Below are 20,601 nucleotides of genomic sequence, written 5' to 3' on the forward strand. Positions count from 1 at the left end.
GGGCACACCTTATAAATGTTTGTTAAATCCACCAGAGACATCCAAGGCTGCACCCGTGGTATAGGATGCCAATGGTGAAGCCAAGAACACCAAAGCGCGTGCAGGTTCTTCCGGTTTACCTAAACGTTGCATTGGAATACCGCGGTTTTTTGCAATATTGCCTGTCCACTGTTCCCATGACGCTTGGCTATCTGAACGTGTTTCAAAACGGCGTTTCCACTGTGCTGACTCCACCATGCCCAATAAAATTGAATTCACCCGAATCCCATATTGGCTAAATTCATGCGCTAATGAATGAGTTAAATTCAGCAAAGCGGCGCGTGCCGATGAAGTCGCGATCATGTGTGGTTCAGGTTGTAAGGCCAGTAAGGAATTGACATTGGTGATTGATCCACACGCCGAATGTTTTAAATCATCTAAAAATGCACGAACAGGATGCAAGACACTGAAATACTTCAATTCAATTTCTTTCATCCAATCTTCATCTTGGGTGTCTTCAAAATTGGATACACGCCCTTGACCTGCGTTATTGATCAACATGTCGACATTGCCTAAATTTTGATTGACCTGTTGTGCAAAGTGTTTTACATCTTGTTTGTCTAAAACATTGCAGGCTTGAGTAAAAATATGGGCTTGCGGATACTTTTCCAAAATATAATTTTTTGATTCTGCTAGACGCTGTTCATCCCGACCACACCATGCCACTTTGGCACCTTCTGCAACTAAAATTTCGACAGCAGCCAAACCAATGCCTGACGAGCCACCTGTTACTACTGCTACTTTTCCTTCAACTTGGAAGCTCATATTTTTCTCTCGTTTGAGTCTTAACGTGCCGATAAAATAATGTCGTTAAACTGTTGTGGTTGATCGACATAACTCAGATGACCTGCATCTGTAATCAGATGACATCGGCTCAATTGCATTTCTGCGGCAAGGTCTTGAATACCTTGTGCAGGTGTAATTTGGTCCTGATCGCCTGCAATCACGACGCAAGGAACACGAATATCTGTTAAATAATTTCTAATTTCGTCATAGGCCAACAAATACGATGCATGGGTAAAACCGTCTAAGGTCAAATCCTGCATCACCGCTGTGACCAAAGCCAAAGCTTGAGCATCTTGTTTATAAATTAAATGCGGTCCACGACTTGCTGCCATGCCTGCATGACCTAAGCTTTTCAACAGCATTGGTCGTTTTTGATAAACCTGTGATTTGCTTTCCTCATCTGAACGTTGATAACCTTGTGCCACATTGGCAATCAGCAAAGTCTGTACACGTTCAGGATAAAGATGAGCAAAAGCACTGGCCTGTAAAGCCCCAAGGGAATGACCAACCAGAATGGCTTGCGAAATTGCCAAAGCATCGATTAAACCCAACAAACGTTGTGCATAATCTTCTGCATTCGGTTGCGCTGTATTTAAACCTTCCGATAAGCCATAACCCGGTGCATCCCAAGCAATCACACGAAAAGACTGACTCAGTACATCGAGCTGATTGATCCATGAAGCAGAACCCGAACTAATCCCATGTAGCAAAATCAACGGCTGGCCTTGACCCGCCTCACGATAGGCGTGTACTTGACCATCTACTACAATGGTTTTGACTGGATATTTGGCTAATCGATCAAGCAATGTCATGGCTGGATTCCTTTTTTGCTGTAAAGCTGGGCTTTGTCGATTCAATCAACGTTTGATTTGCGACAATGGATGTTCTGGTGGATAGTTCGGAATAGTCGGTTTACCCGCACCTAACATCACACACATCAAGGCATCTTCCTGACCCGGATTAAACAAGCCACGGTAAATTCCAGGTGGAATTGAAATCAGATCACGCTCTTTAAGTTTGGTTTGAAATTTCTCACCGTTATGTTCGATAAACAGGTCAATCTCACCACGCAACATAAAAAACACTTCCTCAACATCATGATGAATATGCAAAGGCCCTTCGCACTGCGGAGGTAAAACCATGGTTGAAAAAGTGAAGTTTTCTGCTGGAACAGTGTTGCCATCATTGACTACACCTGTTGCACCCGTGCCCATATAACGCATTTGGGCACGGCGATATTTGGGGTCATAGTCCGCTTGGAACTTCAAGGCATCAAAATCATATTTACGTGTTTCAAAACGTGCGATACGGGTATTTAACCAATCTTGTAAGCTTGTACCTTCAGGCTGTGACCATGATTCGAATTGTTGAGTAGTCATGTTTTAACTCCTAGATATCTTGAATTAATAACGTTTTAGTAAAGGAACTAAGAAGAACGATCCAATCACAGCAACTGCTGCTAAGAAGGTAATTCCTAAATTAAAACTGTGGGTTTGCATCACGATGTAACCGATCAGAACGGGTGCAATTGCACTGGCAAAATTACCCAGTCCATTAAAAATCCCACCCGCTGTCGCGCCCACATCAGCAGTGGTCACACGAGCAAGTAGTGCAAATATTGCTGCGACACCAAAGCCCCAAGCCATTGCGCTGAGAGACATTGCAACAATCACTAAAATTGGATCTGTCATAATGACCATGACATACATAAAGATGCCGGCCACCAATAAGCCACTAAAAACTTGAATGGCACGACGACCTAACTTGTCAGAAAGAAATGCACCAATTACTTCACCAATCAACATGGCGATAAATGGGAAACTTGAATAAATACCAAACTCTTTAAGGTTAAAGCCCTTATCTTGAATCAGGTAGGATGGAACCCAACTGTTTAATCCCCACAGATAAGTCATCAGTGCAATATTAAAAATACACACCAACCAAAATGAACCGTTCTGTAATAGCACTTTGGTGTTATGGATATGCCCTTTAAAATTGACACGTTTACTGGTCGATTCCAGCTCAATGGTTTTCTTGAGTTGTAAATTACGTAAGCCAAACACAATCGCAATCAGTGCAATTACAGTTAAACCAGCCATCACAAAGAAGGTGGTATGCCAATCATGGTTTGCGAGAACAGCCGCTGTAATTGGAAAACCCAAGAAGGCACCGATCGGCGTACCCAACAAAAACATGGTGGAAGCACGTGCTTGCTGACGATCTGTATAGGTTTGTTTCACGATGGTATAAGCCAAGGCAAATAATGGGCCTTCAGCTAATCCAAGCAGAACGCGGAGAATCAACATCCCTGTATAGTTGGTGGTAAAACCCATACAGAACATGAGTATCCCCCAAGATAAGACGCTCCAAAACAGCATTTTTTTAGGGCTAAAAATATCGCCTAAGAAGCTTAAAAACACAGAGGAAAAACCATAAGCCAATAAAAAGCTGGTCATTAACCATCCAAGCTTTGCTTTGTCTTGGGCAATCCCCATCGCGCCCTGAAAGTGCGGATCCGCAAATAAGACTGCGATACTAATTTTGTCGAAAAATGCCAGAACGACACAGATCATCAGGACAAAAGCAGGAACCCAATGCTTCAATCCACTTTTCTCTTCATTACTCATATTTCATTCCTTCGATTGAGTCATGAACCGGATTTAATGTTTACGGTTTTAATTTCATTACATTAAATTCAGGGTCTGCTAATAATTTGGGGTCTAACACGGTATTGGATTGCATCCAGCGCTTTGCCAGTTTGACCAGTTTTGAGTCATTGATCGCAATCATGTTGATCAAACAGTTTTGCTCATCCAGATAAAGATAACTGCACTGATCTGCTGCGTTTTGACGTAGCACAATCTGCTTGGTTTTTTCAGGTTGGTAAGTCCCTAAAATCTGAATATTGTAGTGATACTGGTCTGACCATAACCAAGAAATATCCAGATATTCCGTATCCATACCTAACATTGACTTTGCCGTGGCAATGGCTTGATTTTGCGCATTGGCCCAAGACTGAATGCAATAGCCCAAACTTGGATGTATCGCCACATCACCTGCGGCATAAATGTCTTGGTCTGAAGTTTGACCAAAACCATTGACAACAATGCCATCCTTAACGTCTAAACCCGCACTCACACCCAGCTCTTTGGCAATATCTGCACCCGCACCCACCACCACACAATCAAACAGTTCACTGGCATTTGGATGATTCACCACTTCAACTTGATGTTGACCTGCTTCAATCAAATGCACATTTTTACTATTTAAATGGATCTGAGTACCTTGTTGTTGATGCATATTTTGCAAAAATTCAGATACATCCGGACTAACACTACGTGCACAAAGTCGATCACCGTATTCAAAAACATGCACTTGTTTGCCTTGTTTCCGTGCCGTTGCTGCAATTTCTAAGCCGATCCAACCACCACCAATTACTGCTAACTTTTGCGTATGTTGTAAGATTTCGGCTAAACGTTCACAGTCTTGTACATTACGTAAAGTCACCACATTGGGAATAAACTGCCATGTATTCACTGGCACACGTGCTCGGCTTCCTGTTGCAATCAATAATTTGTCATAAGGCAAAACTTGACCGCTTTCTAAAACCACATGTTTTTGTTGGCGATCCACTTGTGTTGCCACAGCGGGTTTGTGCCACTCAATGTTAAAATCTTGCATCTGTTCAGCAGAGAACAGATGCAAACTGTCATAACTGGCTTCTTTGGAGAGGACTTGTTTTGACAGGGGTGGGCGTTCGTAAAATACCCGTTCCTCATTAGATACCACATGAATTTCACCTAGAAATCCATGTTGACGGAGTGTGCTTACTGCCCAACCCGCAGCTTGTCCTGCGCCAACAATGACAATTCTTTGCATAGCTTAATCTCCCTGTTCCAACTGCTTATACAGGTTTGACTTGGCGACGAGTATGGTCATCTAAACCACCTTCAACCGCCCACTCAGTAAAGAGTTCTAAACAATGTTCTTCAACACGTGGTTGCCATTCTTCCGTCAAATAATCATCATTGGTGTAGTATTCAAATGCACCACCCAAAGGTGAGTTGACATACCAGAAGTAAGCCGAAGAAATTGGATGACGACCCGGACCAATAAAAGTAGACCATTCAGAACGGTTCATGTTTAAGCCACCGCCAATCACTTCATGAATATCACGCACCACAAAGGCCACATGATTGAGTCCAGCAGGTTTATTGGGTACCGAAAGCAAAAACAAATCATGGTGATAGCCTTTGCCACGACAACGTAAAAAAGCACCACGATTACGATAAGCATCCGATAAGAAGAAACCGAGCTTTTCGATATAGAACGATTCTGTTTTTTCTAAATCTGGGGTAAAGAACACCACATGTCCAATCGCAACAGGTTGCCCTTTTTCATACACTGGACTGGCTGCATTGACACGAGTGATACTGCCGTATTGATTAATCCCTTCTGTTTTTAACGCAGGTAGCTCTTGGGTAAAGCTGGCTTGAAAGCGAATGGTCATCCCATTTGGGTCTAAGCATTGCAGCATGTCAGCCGTGGCTTGATAACCATCTACATCTTTCAGGCGAGTCGCTAAATCAGCCAAATCCTGTGCTGCATCATCCAAGCCCCAAGTCACTTCACGTAAAGTTGAGCCTGACTCGATGGCCTGTGGTAGACGCGGATCATCACAATCAAATAAATAAATTTTACTGCCGTTCTGGGTTTGATAAAGATCCGTACCCTCAATATCTGATTGGCTTGGCTTTAAACCAAAATCTGCCAAAAATTTATTTGAAGCAGCCCGATCCTCAACGCCAAACTTTAAAATCTCAATCCCTGTAATCATGAAACAATTCCTTAATTAAAGACAAAACCACCATTTACGGGAATATTCTGTCCAGTCACAAATGAGGACAAATCCGAAAGTAAATAAAGTGCTGTTCCGTTCAGATCCTGTGGTAACTGCTGACGTTGAATCGCACGACCATTTACATATAAATCATGACGATCTTGCGGTACATATTCTGTTGCTTCAACCAGCGTCAATCCTGGAGAAAGCGTATTGATACAAATATTAAATGGCCCTAACTCTCTTGCCATCGAACGGGTCATTGCCAGCAAAGCACCTTTACTTGCAACATAAGCCATCAAGTTAGGTGCGCCCCATAAAGCCGTATCCGATGCCACATTAATTACCTTGCCTGCATCGGACTGCTTGAGATATGGCACACATGCTTTGGTGACCAACCACGTCCCTTTGACATTGATGTTCATGACCCGGTCCCATAGCTCGGCGTCATAATCCATCAAGCTTTTACCACCCACATTGGTCGCAAGTGCAGCGCAATTCACCAAACCATCTATTCCAGCTAAATGTTCAGCTGCTTGCTGAACAGCCTGTTGAATCGAATCAGCATCAGCCAAGTCAATTGTGACCGCAGTCACCTGTAAACCCTGTGCCTGCAATACTGCTGCTTCTTGTTGCACAAGATCTGTCAAGATATCCGCCATGACCACTTGAGCACCTGCTTCGGCAATGGCCTGTGCAAAGTCTCGTCCCAAGCCTCTTGCTGCGCCTGTAACAAAGACTTTCTTGCCCTGCAACAATGCGACATTAACCATGAACTTGTTCCTGCATTTCAATACGGTTTGAGCTATTCAAGCTCGCAATTTTCTTTAACTGCTTTTCCGCTTCTTTTTTCATTAAACGGCGTAAGCGCGATAAACCGACATCATGTTGATAGAGGAATTCATGTTGACGTGCGTTTGGCGCAAGATTTTCTAAAATAATTCGATCTTGTTCCAAGACATCCCAATGCAGTTTTTCTAAATGATTGCGGTAAAGAAAACGCCAAACATTACGTTGCCAACCACTGACTTTACGACAACGCCAGAAGAAAACACGGGTATTTTGAGCATCAATCGGTGTGGCATAACCCACAATCCAAAACTCACCGCCTGGACCAAAATCTTTACGATAAGGAATCGAAAGACGCAACCAACTTGCACCAGTATTGGCATATTCAACCCAGTCAAAATTGACCCCTGTTTGCCCTTCTTTTTCAAAGACAAAACCATTTTCAGTTGAGCGGTGTTTCATTTCTGCAGTACGCTCACCGTCCGCCATTGAGTGCGAGGTACAATGCAAATAGGTGCCATGCATTGGATCCATTACATTATCAATCGCATATTGATGATTGACCTTCCAATCTGCTTGGCATAGAAATGAACTCCACTCCCCACTCGCCAATTGCTCAGGAAAATCAAGTGGTTTAGCGACTTCATTTGGATCAATGCCAAACCACAGGAAAATTGCACCATGTTGCTCAATCACTGGGTAGCTTTTCACACAGGTTGTGCCTTTCATTGGGCATTCATGTACTGCGGGTACATCTTCAACCTTGCCATCATGGCGAACTTCAACGCCGTGATACCAACATGCCACGCGATTACCTAAGTTCCAACCTAAAGAAAGACGCGCACCACGGTGCGGACAACGATCTTCTAAAGCATGCACCTGACCTTGGTCATCACGCCAAACCACGATATTTTCACCTAAACGGGTAATACCCACAGGATTGGCTGCGACTTCCCAACTTGCCAGTACCGGATGCCATTGATCACGTAAACCTAAATCTAAATACTCCTCAACACTCGGAGTCACTGTTACTGCTGCATTCATCACTGTTCTTCCTTGAATCAATAACCTAAACGTTGCATTTCTTCAGAAAATGTTTCAGAAGTCCAAAGTTCACCAGACTCGCAACGAAAACCTTGTTGATTTAAAGATTGAACCAAATCAGTAAGTTCTGTTACGCCTGAAGAAAAGGCTTGAATTAAATGTTGAACAAAATCCTGCTCATAGACTGTTGGCACTTTATAGCGTGTTTGCCAAACCAGAAGTTCTGGCTGTCCCGGTATTTGAATATTGTTGATCCCTGCTTCGGTCGCTGGCGTGGCATGAATCCAGTTCGCTAGCTTCTCATTAAATGTTTTCATGAGATTCCATCCTTATAAATAAGACTTATAGTTGAATTTGAACGTCCTGCCCTTCAACACGTACGGGATAAGTACACAAATCACGACATCCCGGTCCACTCTTTAGCTCACCTGTTTGAATATCAAAAATTGCCTCATGTAATGGGCATTCCACGGTTTGATCTTCAATAAAACCTTCTGTTAGTAACGCAAAGGCATGTGGGCAAACATTCTCGATCGCAAAATAATTGTCATCGATAAAAAAAACACCAATTTTCTTACCCTCGACTTCTATGGCTTTCGGCTCGTCTTCGGTAATGTCATCTTGCTGACAAACTGAGATCCAACTCATTTTTGCATCCTTATTTGTTTTATATATAAAACTTAATTTAGCATTTAAAACATAATGAATAGCATAAGCTTTGATCATTTTGCTTGTCAAATACTATATTTTTATGTTTTTCAATGAATTAATAAAAAGTTATATTTTTAGATGTTTCTTAATCAAAAAAATGTTTTATATATAAACATTGAGATTAGAAAAATTGATGATTACTATAGTGGTATTCCATGTGCAGGAATTCCAAAATAAACATAGGGCAACTTGGCAATGAACTTAATAAATGATGCTCTCTTGGAGCAAAATGCTGAACCCAATAATGATGAACGTTATTTAGTACCGGGTTTGGTGCGTGGCTTAGCCATTTTAAAATTATTTGATCAACAGCATCAGGAAATGACCATTTCTGAAATCGCAGAAAAATTAGATGTAAACCGTTCGAGTGCTTTTCGTTTAATCCACACCTTAGAGTTTTGTGGTTATTTAAGAAAAATGTCGCAAAAGACTTATGCGCTGAACAGCAACGTGATGGAACTTGGTTTTAACAGCTTATCCAAATCATCGCTGACTGATCTGGCTAGCCCCATCATGCGTGAATTACGCGATAAAATTAAAATTGCTGTGCATCTTTCGATTTTAGAAGGCACTGATATTGTCTTTATCAGCAATGCCCAATCTATTGGTTCATTTACCAGTAATGTGCATATTGGTACACGTTGGCATGCCCATGCCACCGTAATTGGACAATTAATTTTATCTCGCCTTTCCGAGGCTGAAGTGGTTAAGCGTTATGAACATTTTACCGATTGGAAAGTCTATTCTGATCGTACACCACGTGATTTGGCGAGTTTATTAGAACGTTTAAACTATGTCCGCAGTCAGGATTTCATGATCAGTTGGGGGCACTTTAATACCGATATGGCTGCCAGTGCTGCACCTATTTATAGTCAGGCAACTCAAGAAATCGCTGCCGTATTATCTGTAAGCTGCCCATTGAGCACCTATACAGAAGATTTATTTAGAGGTGAAATTTCTCAAAATGTGGTTGAGTATGCTGATAAAATTTCAAAATTTATTTATTTTTAAGCATCGATAAATCTAATTACTTCAATTTAGGCATAGTGAAGACTAACCAAATTTTCTACACATACACGCCAAATAAGAAGTCCTTCTGGTTTTTTATTTGGTGATCATTATTATTTTATTTCTTTTCTTCTTTTTTTGAGGGGGGGCTTAAAATCTCAATGCTCACGCTATGCTTCTTAAAAGAATCGCTGCGCTTTTGGCTAAACCTGAATGTTTAAAAGTCGCAAACATTGGGCTGCTTTATAATTCAATTTCTCTACTGATGATGGCAGAAGCAATTGCTTGAGCAGTAGATTTTACTCCTAAGCGCTTTCTTATACTGCGTAAATGATTTTCAACAGTTCTCTCTGAAATTTTTAAAATGTCGGCAATCTCAAAATGCTTTTGACCCACTGCTGCCCATTTTAAAACTTCTTTTTCACGTTTGGTCAGTATTTTTTTATGCGCAATTCTATGCTTTTGTTTATGTAAAAATTCACCAAAAGCAATATTACAAACCATCTGTACTGTGAGTTTAAAATCAGCACCCATATCCGAAATTTCACCCGCAAATGAAATTGCCCCTTCTAAACCTGTTCGACCAAATACGGGCACTTGTATTCCATTGACCTCACCAAGATGCAGAGGGCTTTTGATAATCCGATAGGTTTCTTTTGCAGTTTTTTTATGCGAGCTCTTTGCCCAAAAAAAGGCTTCATCGTATTCAAAAATATGCTTGGTGATTGGGCAGCGGCGTAAATAAACTTCACGCTCTTCGATATTGCTGCGATCAACCCAGTTACCATGCACAAAGAAAACCTCATCAATCCATTCATGTTGGTTTTGAGGTGAAACACTACATACAATAATCCGATCAAAATTTAGCTGAGCGGCAAATCCCACCAGAATTTTAAATAGACTTTCGAGGTCATGCGCTTGTCTCAATTGGTGAACGGTCTGAAACAATAAATCGGCCAGTTGATTGCTTGCAAGTCTCATAAAGCCGTCTTCTCACTAAACTGAACACTTAAAACTAAAATATTGGAGATCAGTAGCAGATCGCCTCAAGATCTCCAATATTGAGATAAAAAATTGCGTCTAAATAGAAACAACGTCTTGATTGATGCTTATACCAATTCAGGATCAGCCAATAAGGTTTCAGCGGCTAACTTACCTAAATTATGCGATGCCAAAGGACTATCTCCAGTCAGAAGTTTTCGGTCTTTATGGACCTGCCCTGTAATACCTTTATTTAGGATTTTAACGCCTAATTTATCGAGATTTTCACCCACCAACCATTGTAATGGCCCAGGCATATAACCAATTTCAATATTTGCGCCTTTATCTAAAAAGTCAGGAAATACACAAATTTCATAATCTTTAAATATATAGTTTTCTGGTTTTTCATCGACGGCTGCGGCAAGTAAAGCTGCGGGTCCATGACACAGTGTAATCACATATTTATCGTTTTTTATCGCCCATTCTAAAACTTTTTTTACACTTTTACTTTCAGGAATTTTCGCGAGTACACCATGACCACCGGGAATGAAAACCCCTGCATATGGCGAGTTTCCAGCAATGATCTCGTCCAAAATATCATCAAGCTTTAACGGGTTTTTAAGTTTTTCAGCATACTTTGCATAAGTATCTAAAACCACTTTATCTTCATTCGGCATCGCCCACATTTCCAACTTGGCAGGATTGCCTGAGAGCGTTGCAATATCAAACTCAAAGCCTGCATTGTCTAAATGAAATACCGGAAGTAACATTTCAACTGGATGATTTCCTGTAGAAAAGAATTTACCGTTTTGCATCAGGATATAGCGCTCATCCGTTGCAATCATCAGAATTTTTTTGTCGCCACGATATGGGTTGTGATAAGTCGTACCGTCATAATCTGTTTTCGATGCGGTGTACTGGCTTAAAGAATAAGGGGATGGAAAAAATGCATTATCTTCAGCAGTATCTGGTGTAGGTATTTTACTTAGTTCAGTCATTTTTTACTCCAAGCGTTCTTATAGAGGATATATTTAGAGGATATATTCAACATGCACAGTATATTCTGCCCTAAAAAGATTTTTGAATGAGGGAAAACCCCTATTTCTACAATTTTAAAACATAAGCTGAATTCAATTTTTATCAGGCTATCGCTGCCAATAAACCCTGCTTTTATTAACAGCAAGTATATGATTTTTAATTAATTATATTTTAAGAAAGTTTTATGTTTTCTACGATCAATACTCACCTTCGATACAGAAATACAACGTGGAGATGAAATTGAATACTGTAAGAGATTTTTTAAATGTCGATTGTGTATTGGCTTTGAAACTCAAAATTCCGCTTAGAAAAAATCAATGGCTTTGAAGATGAAACTTAACCGTGATCTTAGATTAAGTTTCACCTGATTAGATCAACCCATTATCCTCGTTCACCAACAATGACGAAGTTCATGAATTTAAAACAACAGGTCATCGTTAAATTATTTCCATTCCATCTCACCCGTCAACACTTTAGAGCTTAACTCCAAAGAACTTTCTTCGGCCAAGTTTGGGTATTTTTCTTTTAAAGCAGCAATCACTGATGCTGAATCTTTATGGTCTTTTAAAACTTGATCAACATCCACAAGGTATTGATAAGTAAAGTCGATTGCTTGAGTTCCTGTTGGAATATCACCAATATAATGTCCAGGAATCACTGCACGTGGATTTAAACGATTCATTTGTTTTAGCGTTTTTCGCCATTCGTTACGTTCTTTTTCAGTTTGTGCATCTGCTGTCCACAGATGAATTCCTGAAGATAACCCTACACCACCTAGAATTGTACGATTGCTTGGAACCCATAGATAAGATGCATATTTACCCGGTGATTTGATCTCAATTTTTTCACCTTCTAGCACAATTGTTTTATCTTCACTAGCACTTGGTACAATCACTTGAGATGGCGCACCATTTTTTAAGATAGGTCCCCAATAAGCAAACTTGCCTTCTTTGGTTGCTTCAATATGTTTAACAACTTCAGGGGTTGCAATTACTTTTGCATCTGGAAACGCTTGTACCAGCGGCTCTAAACCAAAATAAAAATCTGGATCACCCGCAGTAATCACAATATATTTAAGGTTTTTACCGCTGTCTTGAATGATTTTAACCAAGTTCTTTGCATCGTTAACACTGAATTGCGCATCGACCAGCACTGCATCTTTTTCACCCGAAATAAGTGTAGATGTAACTGGAAAAATGCCTTGTGATTGTGGGTTATAAACTTTATAGCTTAACTCTGCTGCAAATGCAGAAGCACTCAACATCACTGAACTTGCAAGAAGTGTTTTTAAGAATAATTTCATATTGTTGGCTCTCTTTAGAATTAAATTAAGATTTAAGTAGTTGTTGATCTAGAAAACGTACAAAATCCTCTGATTTATTATAAAAACCATGAAGCGGTATTTTGCCCATTTCACCATGTTGATTTTCATACACCAATGTTGGAAAACCTTGTCCTCGAACATGGGATAATAATTGGCGTGCATACTGAACATATTCATCTTGTTGATCTTGATCGATCGCATCTAAATATTTTGACCATTGGTCATTATTCAGTCCTAACTCGACAGCAAGTTGAGCCAGTACACTATATTGTGTGACATTTAGACCTTTTTGATAGTAGCCCTGTTGTATTAAATTTAATAACGATATCATCGCGCTATGCCCTAACCCCTGCTGAATACTCAGTAAAGCATGAGTTGCAGGGATAGAGTTCATAATCAGTGTGCTGTCTTTAAGCAAACCATTTTTATATTCATCACCAAAATCAACACCTGTGAGTTGATGAATTTGTTCATCATAGTGAATGATCTGTGTTCGCATTGCTGCTGTCATTTGTGGTTGATGATCTTCACTATAAAGTCCACCAAAATGTAGACGTTGTAGATTTGGAAATTTTTCTTCGACTGCATTAATTAAAGGCAATGCACCATAACTCCAGCCGCAGATCGGGTCGATAATCCAGTGTAGAATTGGAGAAGCCATAAATTAACTCTCATCTATAAATATATGATTCAAAATATGTGAAAAGCCACACAGTTTTGCTGATATTTGTTATAGTAAATAATAAACTTACTTTTTGTAAGTACTTACTAAAAAGTAAGTGTTTTTTAGTCGTGGAAAGTTTATGAATACTGATGAATCTTGTTTAGCCGCAAATGTGTTGTCAAAGAATTGCCCCTCTCGGGTTAAACTTATGCATTTAACCAATCGTTGGGGCGTTTTGGTAATGTTCTGTTTAAGACGAGGAACACACCGTTTTAGTGAGTTAAGACGTAGAATTGATGGCATCAGTGAAAAAATGTTGACTCAAACTTTACGTGATTTGGAAAATGATGGTTTTGTGATTCGTAAAGAATATCCAATTATTCCGCCACATGTAGAATATTCTTTATCTGAAAATAAAGGGGTTGAAGTCGCTGAAAAAATTTATGATTTGGTTCAATGGATTGAACAGAATGAAAATTAACTTAGAATTGTTATAAGTTTTCTGTTTAAGGTTCTTTTTAACTTTTCTTAAGTTTGATATTATCGATAAACATAAGGGACTGAGTGATATCTATTTCAACTTATATTATTTAGGTTCTTAATACTTTATTGCCTAAATTAAATTCATTCACCATCACTTCCAAATCATAACTAATTTTTAAGATTTTATTATCGATATATTTATTTAAATCTAAAGATGTAAAAGGTGAGAAAATATTCATTAACTTAATTAAATCAATAATTCCTTTCGCTTCAAATTCGACAATATCTAAATTTATATTATTTTCATTCATGTTAACAAGATTTACTGTGACTTCATATTCGAACCCTATATACATATCAATTTCATTTTTTGGATAAATATAAATATCTAAAATTAATTTGTATTTTTTGAATTTAATTTGATCTCATACAATGCATAAAAAATATTTTTATAAAAGTAGGCATCTGTAACATCAAACTTTTCATCTTCTTCTAAGGAGTTTAGCCATTTCAAATCTACGTTATATAGATAATTTTTTACAATCATCCAATTTCTTTTTACCTTGAAAGACATTAAAAAACTCTCATTCAAACAATCTTTAAAACTCTTATTTAATTTATCCTTTTCTAATAAGAATCATTATATAATCTTTCTAAGATTATTTAATGATCTCGCCAATCCTAAACAAGATAATTGATTTTTCAAATAATTACACGATAATGATCACTAATTTTAAAATGTGTACCAACAAGGTCACTATTCTTCAAAAACTTCAAATGAATATAAACTCAAATTATTAATTTTCTCCAATTGCTTTTTCATAAATTCGTATTTACTTTGTTTTTCTTTATTTTTTCCATTAAAAAATCCAAATTTCAAAATAGTTACAATTTCACTATCAGTTATTTGATAATTATTATCAGGCAACTTATTATTTAATAATTTAAACTGATCACAGAACAATCCCTCATATAAGTAGTATTCACCTAAGTAATCACTACTATGTTTAATAAAATAAATATCAAATTTATTTTGAAAAATTTCTTCTAAATCAAACATCTTAAGTTTTGAAGTATATGTTAAAAAAAAGCTTTTTTTCATTTTACACCTTATACAAAAAAGTAAAAATCATTACTTACTAAGCCTTTATTTGAATATTTCATATGTTATTATTTCAAAAATGAGATCCTATTTAAACTTCAAAGATTTTTCTTATATAATTCTATTAAACCAATTTTCCTATCCATTTCAATATTTTCATCTTTATTAAATTTTTTTTCAAAAACAAAATAATTAATAGCACCGTTAAAAAAAGAATTTAAAAAATCAATCAAATCAAATTTTTTCTTTAAATAAACTATATTTTCTGATGTAATTTTAAGACTAATAATATTTTTTTTAATTTTTACCAAAACAAAACGTATATCCTGCGAAGGAAAGCCAATATCATAAACTCCTTTTTCAAAAAACTCATTAAATCCATCAGCAATAAATCCCCAAAACCAATTAATATCATCTACAATTTCTGATCCAAAAATTTCCTTCCCATAATAAAAAATTATGATTTTTCCTTGCACANTCATTAAATCCATCAGCAATAAATCCCCAAAACCAATTAATATCATCTACAATTTCTGATCCAAAAATTTCCTTCCCATAATAAAAAATTATGATTTTTCCTTGAACATAGTCCCAATCAAGACTCTTTACTTGATGAGATAAAGTAAAATCATTGATATCTACATAATTTTCATTAATTTTAATGAGTGACTTAAATTCAATCATACTGCCTCTTAATAAAATTGCCCTMTTCGCCCACGATTCGACCCAGAAAAAATGCTAAACCTTGGAAAGATACAAAGATTAGCTCGNCATAGTCCCAATCAAGACTCTTTAYTTGATGAGATAAAGTAAAATCATTGATATCTACATAATTTTCATTAATTTTAATGAGTGACTTAAATTCAATCATACTGCCTCTTAATAAAATTGCCCTATTCGCCCACGATTCAACCCAACTACTCAACAATTTGTTTTAGGCAGTTGGAACATTTTTGCATTTGCCCCTGCCTCTGCTAATTTTTCACGATTAGCTTGTAGTACAGCTTTAATTTCTGTTTCAATTTGCGTTATTGACAAACTCGGACACAAGAAAGACTGTGTATTTTAATTGAACCATCCCAATATTCTGGATGATGTCGTTTTAAAATATGAGTCATTGCAGCTTTGTCTAAAATATATGTATTGCTTCCAAACTGATACCTTTTTGTTTGGAAATTCTCTAAAGCATTAACTACATTCGAATGCGGGCATGTTTTTTAGGAGTGCCTTCTTCTGGCTTTGCTGATCCTTACTTTTGCTTACCACTTTTTTGAAGACCAAGTGGATCTACCCAACTAATTGAACTTATATTCTATCAAGCAAAAATTCTCTTTCACCCTGAACTAGAAGATTCAATTTATCAGCATTTTTATCAATTACCCGTGACTTTTAATACTTAGCCCTAAATTAAGAATTTAATTTTATAAATCTGTGGTTGTTAGCTTAAACTTACCTAACAGTTCTTTAGAAATAAATGACGGTGTCAACATTAGGTATTCCGTTTAAAAGAGTTATAATTTTTTCGTTATCATGAGTATTTATTCCGTAGCATTATCTTTTATATTAATACCATTTTTATTAGTATTAATAAGTTATTTAAATTACAAAGCCCATTAATTCCTCTCACTACTTTCACAATTTAATTTAATACATAGAAGTATTTTCCGTTTGAAATTCTTCTATTTTTTTAAAATTTAAATTGTTTTTTTCATTTAATTCTCTAGATTTACCAGATAGCAATTCAATACAGAATATTCTTAATAAATTTTTAACATGATTATTTTTCGATTGCTTAAACTCGTCAAATATAATTTCAAAAACTCGATTACAATTATCAGAGTCAAGTAAATACTCCCCCCACCAAGCAAATGGATAACTAGCCTTTGATGAGAATAATTCTTTAATCAAGAAAAATACAGCATCTAACATATCAGTATATTTAATAAAATACCCATTGGACTCATTTTGATATTGATCAGCCTTTAAACACGAGGTTAAATAATCAATAATTACAACATCAGGCGACTCAACCTCTTCATTATTATAGTGATTATTAATATAATTCCGTTCTGAGTTGAAGTTTAATAAGTCTTTTTTATTAAAACCTATTACATATTTTGGATGCACCCAAAATTCAAATTTCTCATCTTCATTTAGTTTTTTAATTTCCATTAACTCTATATTATGATTAAAATATTTCATATTCGCTTTCCAGTTGGTTGTACTTTAACAGGCATTGCCAAAGCTCCTTCTAACTTTCTAATATATGGATCAGCATACATATGTAATTTTGCTTTATCTTTCACACATAGACTGAATGCATTGTCTACACTTTTCATAGTCTTTTTAAAACTAGTAAGTAATCCTTTTCCTTTTTCAACGTGATCTCCAGCACCTGGCCCAACTAATATTCCTGTAGCTTTTGTATAACCAATCGAACCACTAACTCCACCTGCTATTTTCAATTTAGCATTTGGTCTATTAGTATAGTCATGAATAGCGATAAGATGTTTAATCTCCTTTAATTTTTCATTATAAATTTTCTGACTTTTTTCACATTGAGTCATTAACCCAAGTGGATCAATCCAACCAGTTGAACTCGATGCATATTGATAAGAATTATTTCCTCCCAATAATCCAATCGGATCCTTACTTACGAATCTCCCCACATAAGGTGAATAGTAACGATAACGGTTGTAATGGAGCCCAGTTTCTTCATCAAAATACTGACCTTGGAAACGAATGTTGTTGCTGATGATTTCAGAGTTTTCAAAGAAACTGGATTTAGCTTTTTCAGTTTTACACTCACCCCAAGCTTTATATTCAGCTTTCCAAATGATCGAACCTGTATGGTCGCTCATTTCTTATGGTGTACCCAAATGGTCACAGTGGTAGAACCATACATCATCAAAGCCTTTGCTTTGCTTGGTAGTTTTCCATAGTGGGTCACGATGTACACTATACGGCTTGTCTGACCAATCAGGTGTTTGATGTAATTCTATAGGGCTTTGATAGACGGCTTGCAGCATCGGCACAAAACTATCTTTTTCGTAGATATAGTGTTTAGTGGCTTGTTCTGTTGACTCATAAGCCAATGTGTCACCATCCCATCCATAGATGATGTTGCGCTCATCACCTGTATGGTGGTGCTTACTACGTTTTTGTATTCTTCGTCCTAAACCAATTGTCCGTATGCATCATATTGGTATTGTTGGTCTAGGTATTCTTTGACCACGTTATTGACTAGACGATTGTAGCCATAGCCTTTTTCTTCTGCTGTTTGTTGATGGCTTAGCTCATGATTTTGGGCTTTGTCATCATTGTAACGATCTATGATGTTACTGGCAGGGTCAAAGTTAAAGGTTTCTTTACCTAATTTACTGGTGGCTTCAAATATACATCAAATGCCCGCTAATCGCTTAAACTGAATATCTGTAAGCTTTTGAATATAAATATATTTCATTTTTAAATTATGCATCAATACTCAAACAATTTTGATTTATAAAAAAGACCTCAGATTGATTAATATTCAAAATTTAAAAAATTTCCTCTAAAGTAGGCAAAATATTTTTTAACTCATTAATTTCACAAATAATATTATCCTGTAATAAAAAAGAGTCTTCTTTATCTTTGAACTCATATATATTTTTTTTCAACATATCAATTATTAATGCTATAGAGTTAGTATAATAAAATTCTCGTCCCAATTTTTTTTCCTTGTTCCTAGTCTCGATTCTAGAAGCTATTTCACTTCCATTGATTACCCGATTAAAACGCTTTTCTTCCATTACTTTATTATCATTAAGATCTTTCATTAAAATAGAAAGAATTTCTTTTCTTAAGTTAACATCTTCATTTACAATATATTTAATTTGATATAAATAACAAAGACTTGCCCATTGGATTGAGTTTCTACGATTAAAATCGCAAAACTCTATACTATCTAAAAATTCTCTGATCACAGAATAATTATCAAACTCTTGAACAAATAAGTTATAAACCAATCTAACGAGTTCTAAAGTTTTATCACTTTCTCTTATATCAAAATTATTTTCCAATGATTTAAAATATTCCTTTTGATAATCATACTTTAACAACTCATTTAAAATTTCTAACTTTATAGTCATTGAATCACCCAAGCTAATAAATTAAATTCATTCAAAATACTATAAGTTTATTATTCATATATTCGATCACTAATAACTCTACCAATATCATGTTTCAGACTTCCTATATTTTTAGATTCGACAGAGATAATTGGGTTTTCCCAATCATTATCTTTAATTAATTCCGTTCTAAATACTCCATTTTCATCCAAATCAGGATACCACCCTACATCTAAAATAATTTTTTGATTTTTAAAATTAATTTGCAATAAATCTTGAGATAAATCAAAAACTGTATCTTCTGTTACTTCAAAATTATCATTTATCCAAGAAATCGAGTCATGATCTACAATTCCTGTTTTAATGTCTATTTCCCACCAAATACTCATTTTAACCTCTTATTATTATTTAATAATTTAAAATGATCACAGAACAATCCCTCATATGAGTGGTATTCACCTAAGTAATCACTACTATGTTTAATAAAAGAAATATCAAATTTATTTTCAAAAATTTCAAATACCTTAAGTTTTGAAGTATATATTAAAAAAATCATTTTACACCTTACTTTCAGTTTTTTAAATCCTTGTTAAACGCATCAAACCCCCTAATATATTGTCAACACATCTATAACCAATCTCTTTTCATTCTATACTTTTAATTGATTTACAGATTCTAATGCTTCTAACAGCTTAGCTTCAATAATACTATCTGATATATTAATTATTTTAAGCAAAGTAAGCCCCCAATCTAAACAATCTCCAATATCATCAGAAGGAGGTCTAGTCCATAAAGGTAAAATTAAAAACTTTAATTCTGGTTTAATATTAACATCATATTAAATATTTTCTTCTTTCATATACTTTATTATATTCACTCTCCTAGAAATTATTTCATCTTCAGTAATACTACTTTGTTTATCAAACCAAAAAGATTTAGCCTTATTAACCGAGTCTAAAATATAATCAGAACTTATATTATCACTATCTAACAAAGGGATAATTTTATAACAAAAAGTTATGCACACTAAATATGACTTATCTAGCCGCATAGCTTGCATCTGATCTAATAAATCAATAATTTTTTGATTATTTTCAATCATTACTATGAATCCAATTTTTTATCAACATTTCAAAAACAAAAACTAGTTTCATCTTTATAATTTCAACTCATACCATTTATTAACTTTTCAAATCATCTTCATCTAGCTGGTTTACTGCATATAATAAAAATCTTTCTAAATTTTTAAACATATGATAGTTAGAATCAAAATATATCCAAATTTTCGGTTCTATTTCTCCATCCACCCACTCCAGATATGTTTCATTTGTATCATAAGGATCAAATCCAAAAATAGAAACTTTTGATAAACCTACTGAAGCAGGGGGCACATGTTCCCAATTTTCTAATCTTAAATTGATATTTTCCATCAATTCAGGATTATCAGCAAAATTATTAATTTCACTTAATGAAAGCCAATTTTGCAACAAAAATGCATCATTCCAAGTACTTGCATATTCAAATCGTTCTTTTAACATTGGACTTAGTAATTTTTTATTACCATCTAGTGTCAAAATAAAATCTACTATTTTTTCAGGTTGAACTATTTCCTGATCGTTATCAGAATCAGTTAAATTTATTTGTTTTAATTCTTCCAACAATTCTTTTATTTTATTTCCCATCATT

23 protein-coding genes and 1 pseudogene are annotated in these 20,601 nt (G+C 35.9%); 2 read left to right on the top strand and 22 right to left on the bottom strand.

The window, feature by feature from the left end:
* Positions 1-9 precede the first annotated feature (9 nt).
* From ASC84_RS07425 to ASC84_RS07470, 10 genes are read right to left on the bottom strand one after another with little or no spacing between them, the layout of a single operon-like run.
* Positions 10-804, bottom strand: coding sequence for an SDR family oxidoreductase (locus tag ASC84_RS07425; RefSeq protein ID WP_056513153.1), 795 nt, complete (start codon positions 802-804; stop codon positions 10-12).
* Positions 805-824: 20 nt separating this feature from the next.
* Positions 825-1,637: an alpha/beta fold hydrolase gene (locus tag ASC84_RS07430; protein WP_056513156.1), complete on the bottom strand. Its 813-nt coding sequence runs from the start codon at positions 1,635-1,637 to the stop codon at positions 825-827.
* A gap of 45 nt (positions 1,638-1,682) precedes the next feature.
* A complete protein-coding gene (locus ASC84_RS07435; protein WP_004717620.1) occupies positions 1,683-2,204 on the bottom strand; it encodes a cupin domain-containing protein in 522 nt (173 codons plus the stop codon).
* A gap of 24 nt (positions 2,205-2,228) precedes the next feature.
* Positions 2,229-3,452, bottom strand: coding sequence for an MFS transporter (locus ASC84_RS07440; RefSeq protein WP_004717622.1), 1,224 nt, complete (start codon positions 3,450-3,452; stop codon positions 2,229-2,231).
* 40 nt (positions 3,453-3,492) lie between these two features.
* Positions 3,493-4,704, bottom strand: a complete 1,212-nt coding sequence (locus ASC84_RS07445; protein ID WP_056513159.1) for an NAD(P)/FAD-dependent oxidoreductase — start codon at positions 4,702-4,704, stop codon at positions 3,493-3,495.
* 25 nt (positions 4,705-4,729) lie between these two features.
* Positions 4,730-5,662: a VOC family protein gene (locus ASC84_RS07450; protein ID WP_004717628.1), complete on the bottom strand. Its 933-nt coding sequence runs from the start codon at positions 5,660-5,662 to the stop codon at positions 4,730-4,732.
* Positions 5,663-5,673: 11 nt separating this feature from the next.
* Complete coding sequence (locus tag ASC84_RS07455; protein ID WP_056513162.1) at positions 5,674-6,438, bottom strand: SDR family oxidoreductase; 765 nt, start codon at positions 6,436-6,438, stop codon at positions 5,674-5,676.
* A complete protein-coding gene (locus ASC84_RS07460; RefSeq protein WP_004717632.1) occupies positions 6,431-7,498 on the bottom strand; it encodes an aromatic ring-hydroxylating dioxygenase subunit alpha in 1,068 nt (355 codons plus the stop codon). The genes ASC84_RS07455 and ASC84_RS07460 overlap by 8 nt, the downstream gene beginning before the upstream one ends.
* A 17-nt stretch (positions 7,499-7,515) precedes the next feature.
* Complete coding sequence (locus tag ASC84_RS07465; protein WP_004823462.1) at positions 7,516-7,815, bottom strand: recombinase-like helix-turn-helix domain-containing protein; 300 nt, start codon at positions 7,813-7,815, stop codon at positions 7,516-7,518.
* A 25-nt stretch (positions 7,816-7,840) separates the two neighbouring features.
* Positions 7,841-8,146, bottom strand: coding sequence for a non-heme iron oxygenase ferredoxin subunit (locus ASC84_RS07470; protein ID WP_034615827.1), 306 nt, complete (start codon positions 8,144-8,146; stop codon positions 7,841-7,843).
* A gap of 258 nt (positions 8,147-8,404) precedes the next feature.
* Here ASC84_RS07470 and ASC84_RS07475 point away from each other — a divergent pair, with 258 nt between their 5' ends.
* Positions 8,405-9,220 carry an IclR family transcriptional regulator gene (locus ASC84_RS07475; protein ID WP_004717641.1) on the top strand — a complete coding sequence of 272 codons (816 nt, stop codon included), beginning with the start codon at positions 8,405-8,407 and terminating at the stop codon, positions 9,218-9,220.
* A gap of 240 nt (positions 9,221-9,460) precedes the next feature.
* Here the strand turns inward: ASC84_RS07475 and ASC84_RS07480 are convergent, their stop codons facing one another.
* The 4 genes from ASC84_RS07480 to ASC84_RS07495 form a co-directional block, all read right to left on the bottom strand.
* Complete coding sequence (locus ASC84_RS07480) at positions 9,461-10,198, bottom strand: PA1136 family autoinducer-binding transcriptional regulator (protein ID WP_056513164.1); 738 nt, start codon at positions 10,196-10,198, stop codon at positions 9,461-9,463.
* A gap of 128 nt (positions 10,199-10,326) precedes the next feature.
* Complete coding sequence (hchA, locus tag ASC84_RS07485; RefSeq protein ID WP_056513167.1) at positions 10,327-11,196, bottom strand: glyoxalase III HchA; 870 nt, start codon at positions 11,194-11,196, stop codon at positions 10,327-10,329.
* A 482-nt stretch (positions 11,197-11,678) separates the two neighbouring features.
* Positions 11,679-12,539, bottom strand: a complete 861-nt coding sequence (locus ASC84_RS07490) for a Vmh family MBL fold metallo-hydrolase (protein WP_056513169.1) — start codon at positions 12,537-12,539, stop codon at positions 11,679-11,681.
* A gap of 25 nt (positions 12,540-12,564) precedes the next feature.
* Positions 12,565-13,221 (bottom strand): DsbA family protein, encoded by a 657-nt coding sequence (locus tag ASC84_RS07495; protein ID WP_056513172.1) that lies wholly within the window; start codon positions 13,219-13,221, stop codon positions 12,565-12,567.
* Between the two features lie 142 nt (positions 13,222-13,363).
* Here ASC84_RS07495 and ASC84_RS07500 point away from each other — a divergent pair, with 142 nt between their 5' ends.
* On the top strand, positions 13,364-13,705 hold the full coding sequence (locus ASC84_RS07500; protein ID WP_004717650.1) for a helix-turn-helix domain-containing protein: 342 nt from the start codon (positions 13,364-13,366) through the stop codon (positions 13,703-13,705).
* A gap of 109 nt (positions 13,706-13,814) precedes the next feature.
* Here ASC84_RS07500 and ASC84_RS23180 read toward each other — a convergent pair whose 3' ends face one another.
* From ASC84_RS23180 to ASC84_RS07560, 8 genes and pseudogenes are all read right to left on the bottom strand, one after another.
* The gene (locus ASC84_RS23180) at positions 13,815-14,018 is read right to left on the bottom strand and encodes a hypothetical protein (protein WP_227515105.1); all 204 of its coding nucleotides are present in this window, start codon (positions 14,016-14,018) and stop codon (positions 13,815-13,817) included.
* Positions 14,019-14,464: 446 nt separating this feature from the next.
* Positions 14,465-14,809, bottom strand: coding sequence for a hypothetical protein (locus ASC84_RS07510; protein WP_056513175.1), 345 nt, complete (start codon positions 14,807-14,809; stop codon positions 14,465-14,467).
* A gap of 1,644 nt (positions 14,810-16,453) precedes the next feature.
* A complete protein-coding gene (locus ASC84_RS07530) occupies positions 16,454-17,011 on the bottom strand; it encodes a hypothetical protein (RefSeq protein WP_056513188.1) in 558 nt (185 codons plus the stop codon).
* Positions 17,008-18,200: pseudogene (locus ASC84_RS23185) on the bottom strand (RHS repeat domain-containing protein); the annotation flags it as partial. The gene ASC84_RS07530 and the pseudogene ASC84_RS23185, both read right to left, overlap by 4 nt.
* 145 nt (positions 18,201-18,345) lie before the next feature.
* Positions 18,346-18,936, bottom strand: a complete 591-nt coding sequence (locus tag ASC84_RS07545) for a hypothetical protein (protein ID WP_056513197.1) — start codon at positions 18,934-18,936, stop codon at positions 18,346-18,348.
* A 50-nt stretch (positions 18,937-18,986) separates the two neighbouring features.
* Positions 18,987-19,304 carry a hypothetical protein gene (locus ASC84_RS07550; RefSeq protein ID WP_056513199.1) on the bottom strand — a complete coding sequence of 106 codons (318 nt, stop codon included), beginning with the start codon at positions 19,302-19,304 and terminating at the stop codon, positions 18,987-18,989.
* Between the two features lie 449 nt (positions 19,305-19,753).
* The gene (locus tag ASC84_RS23190; RefSeq protein WP_227515106.1) at positions 19,754-20,017 is read right to left on the bottom strand and encodes a hypothetical protein; all 264 of its coding nucleotides are present in this window, start codon (positions 20,015-20,017) and stop codon (positions 19,754-19,756) included.
* A gap of 79 nt (positions 20,018-20,096) precedes the next feature.
* Entirely contained in the window at positions 20,097-20,597 is a 501-nt protein-coding gene (locus ASC84_RS07560) for a hypothetical protein (protein WP_056513202.1), read from the bottom strand.
* Positions 20,598-20,601 lie beyond the last annotated feature (4 nt).

It is taken from the genome of Acinetobacter sp. Root1280 (assembly GCF_001425285.1).
Classification (GTDB): domain Bacteria; phylum Pseudomonadota; class Gammaproteobacteria; order Pseudomonadales; family Moraxellaceae; genus Acinetobacter; species Acinetobacter guillouiae.

Bases quoted from the DNA above. Each gene is read 5' to 3' on its own strand.
- ASC84_RS07425 (WP_056513153.1), bottom strand. From the start codon at position 804: ATGAGCTTCCAAGTTGAAGGAAAAGTAGCAGTAGTAACAGGTGGCTCG.
- ASC84_RS07430 (WP_056513156.1), bottom strand. From the start codon at position 1,637: ATGACATTGCTTGATCGATTAGCCAAATATCCAGTCAAAACCATTGTA.
- ASC84_RS07435 (WP_004717620.1), bottom strand. From the start codon at position 2,204: ATGACTACTCAACAATTCGAATCATGGTCACAGCCTGAAGGTACAAGC.
- ASC84_RS07440 (WP_004717622.1), bottom strand. From the start codon at position 3,452: ATGAGTAATGAAGAGAAAAGTGGATTGAAGCATTGGGTTCCTGCTTTT.
- ASC84_RS07445 (WP_056513159.1), bottom strand. From the start codon at position 4,704: ATGCAAAGAATTGTCATTGTTGGCGCAGGACAAGCTGCGGGTTGGGCA.
- ASC84_RS07450 (WP_004717628.1), bottom strand. From the start codon at position 5,662: ATGATTACAGGGATTGAGATTTTAAAGTTTGGCGTTGAGGATCGGGCT.
- ASC84_RS07455 (WP_056513162.1), bottom strand. From the start codon at position 6,438: ATGGTTAATGTCGCATTGTTGCAGGGCAAGAAAGTCTTTGTTACAGGC.
- ASC84_RS07460 (WP_004717632.1), bottom strand. From the start codon at position 7,498: ATGAATGCAGCAGTAACAGTGACTCCGAGTGTTGAGGAGTATTTAGAT.
- ASC84_RS07465 (WP_004823462.1), bottom strand. From the start codon at position 7,815: ATGAAAACATTTAATGAGAAGCTAGCGAACTGGATTCATGCCACGCCA.
- ASC84_RS07470 (WP_034615827.1), bottom strand. From the start codon at position 8,146: ATGAGTTGGATCTCAGTTTGTCAGCAAGATGACATTACCGAAGACGAG.
- ASC84_RS07475 (WP_004717641.1), top strand. From the start codon at position 8,405: ATGAACTTAATAAATGATGCTCTCTTGGAGCAAAATGCTGAACCCAAT.
- ASC84_RS07480 (WP_056513164.1), bottom strand. From the start codon at position 10,198: ATGAGACTTGCAAGCAATCAACTGGCCGATTTATTGTTTCAGACCGTT.
- hchA (WP_056513167.1), bottom strand. From the start codon at position 11,196: ATGACTGAACTAAGTAAAATACCTACACCAGATACTGCTGAAGATAAT.
- ASC84_RS07490 (WP_056513169.1), bottom strand. From the start codon at position 12,539: ATGAAATTATTCTTAAAAACACTTCTTGCAAGTTCAGTGATGTTGAGT.
- ASC84_RS07495 (WP_056513172.1), bottom strand. From the start codon at position 13,221: ATGGCTTCTCCAATTCTACACTGGATTATCGACCCGATCTGCGGCTGG.
- ASC84_RS07500 (WP_004717650.1), top strand. From the start codon at position 13,364: ATGAATACTGATGAATCTTGTTTAGCCGCAAATGTGTTGTCAAAGAAT.
- ASC84_RS23180 (WP_227515105.1), bottom strand. From the start codon at position 14,018: ATGAATGAAAATAATATAAATTTAGATATTGTCGAATTTGAAGCGAAA.
- ASC84_RS07510 (WP_056513175.1), bottom strand. From the start codon at position 14,809: ATGAAAAAAAGCTTTTTTTTAACATATACTTCAAAACTTAAGATGTTT.
- ASC84_RS07530 (WP_056513188.1), bottom strand. From the start codon at position 17,011: ATGAAATATTTTAATCATAATATAGAGTTAATGGAAATTAAAAAACTA.
- ASC84_RS07545 (WP_056513197.1), bottom strand. From the start codon at position 18,936: ATGACTATAAAGTTAGAAATTTTAAATGAGTTGTTAAAGTATGATTAT.
- ASC84_RS07550 (WP_056513199.1), bottom strand. From the start codon at position 19,304: ATGAGTATTTGGTGGGAAATAGACATTAAAACAGGAATTGTAGATCAT.
- ASC84_RS23190 (WP_227515106.1), bottom strand. From the start codon at position 20,017: ATGATTGAAAATAATCAAAAAATTATTGATTTATTAGATCAGATGCAA.
- ASC84_RS07560 (WP_056513202.1), bottom strand. From the start codon at position 20,597: ATGGGAAATAAAATAAAAGAATTGTTGGAAGAATTAAAACAAATAAAT.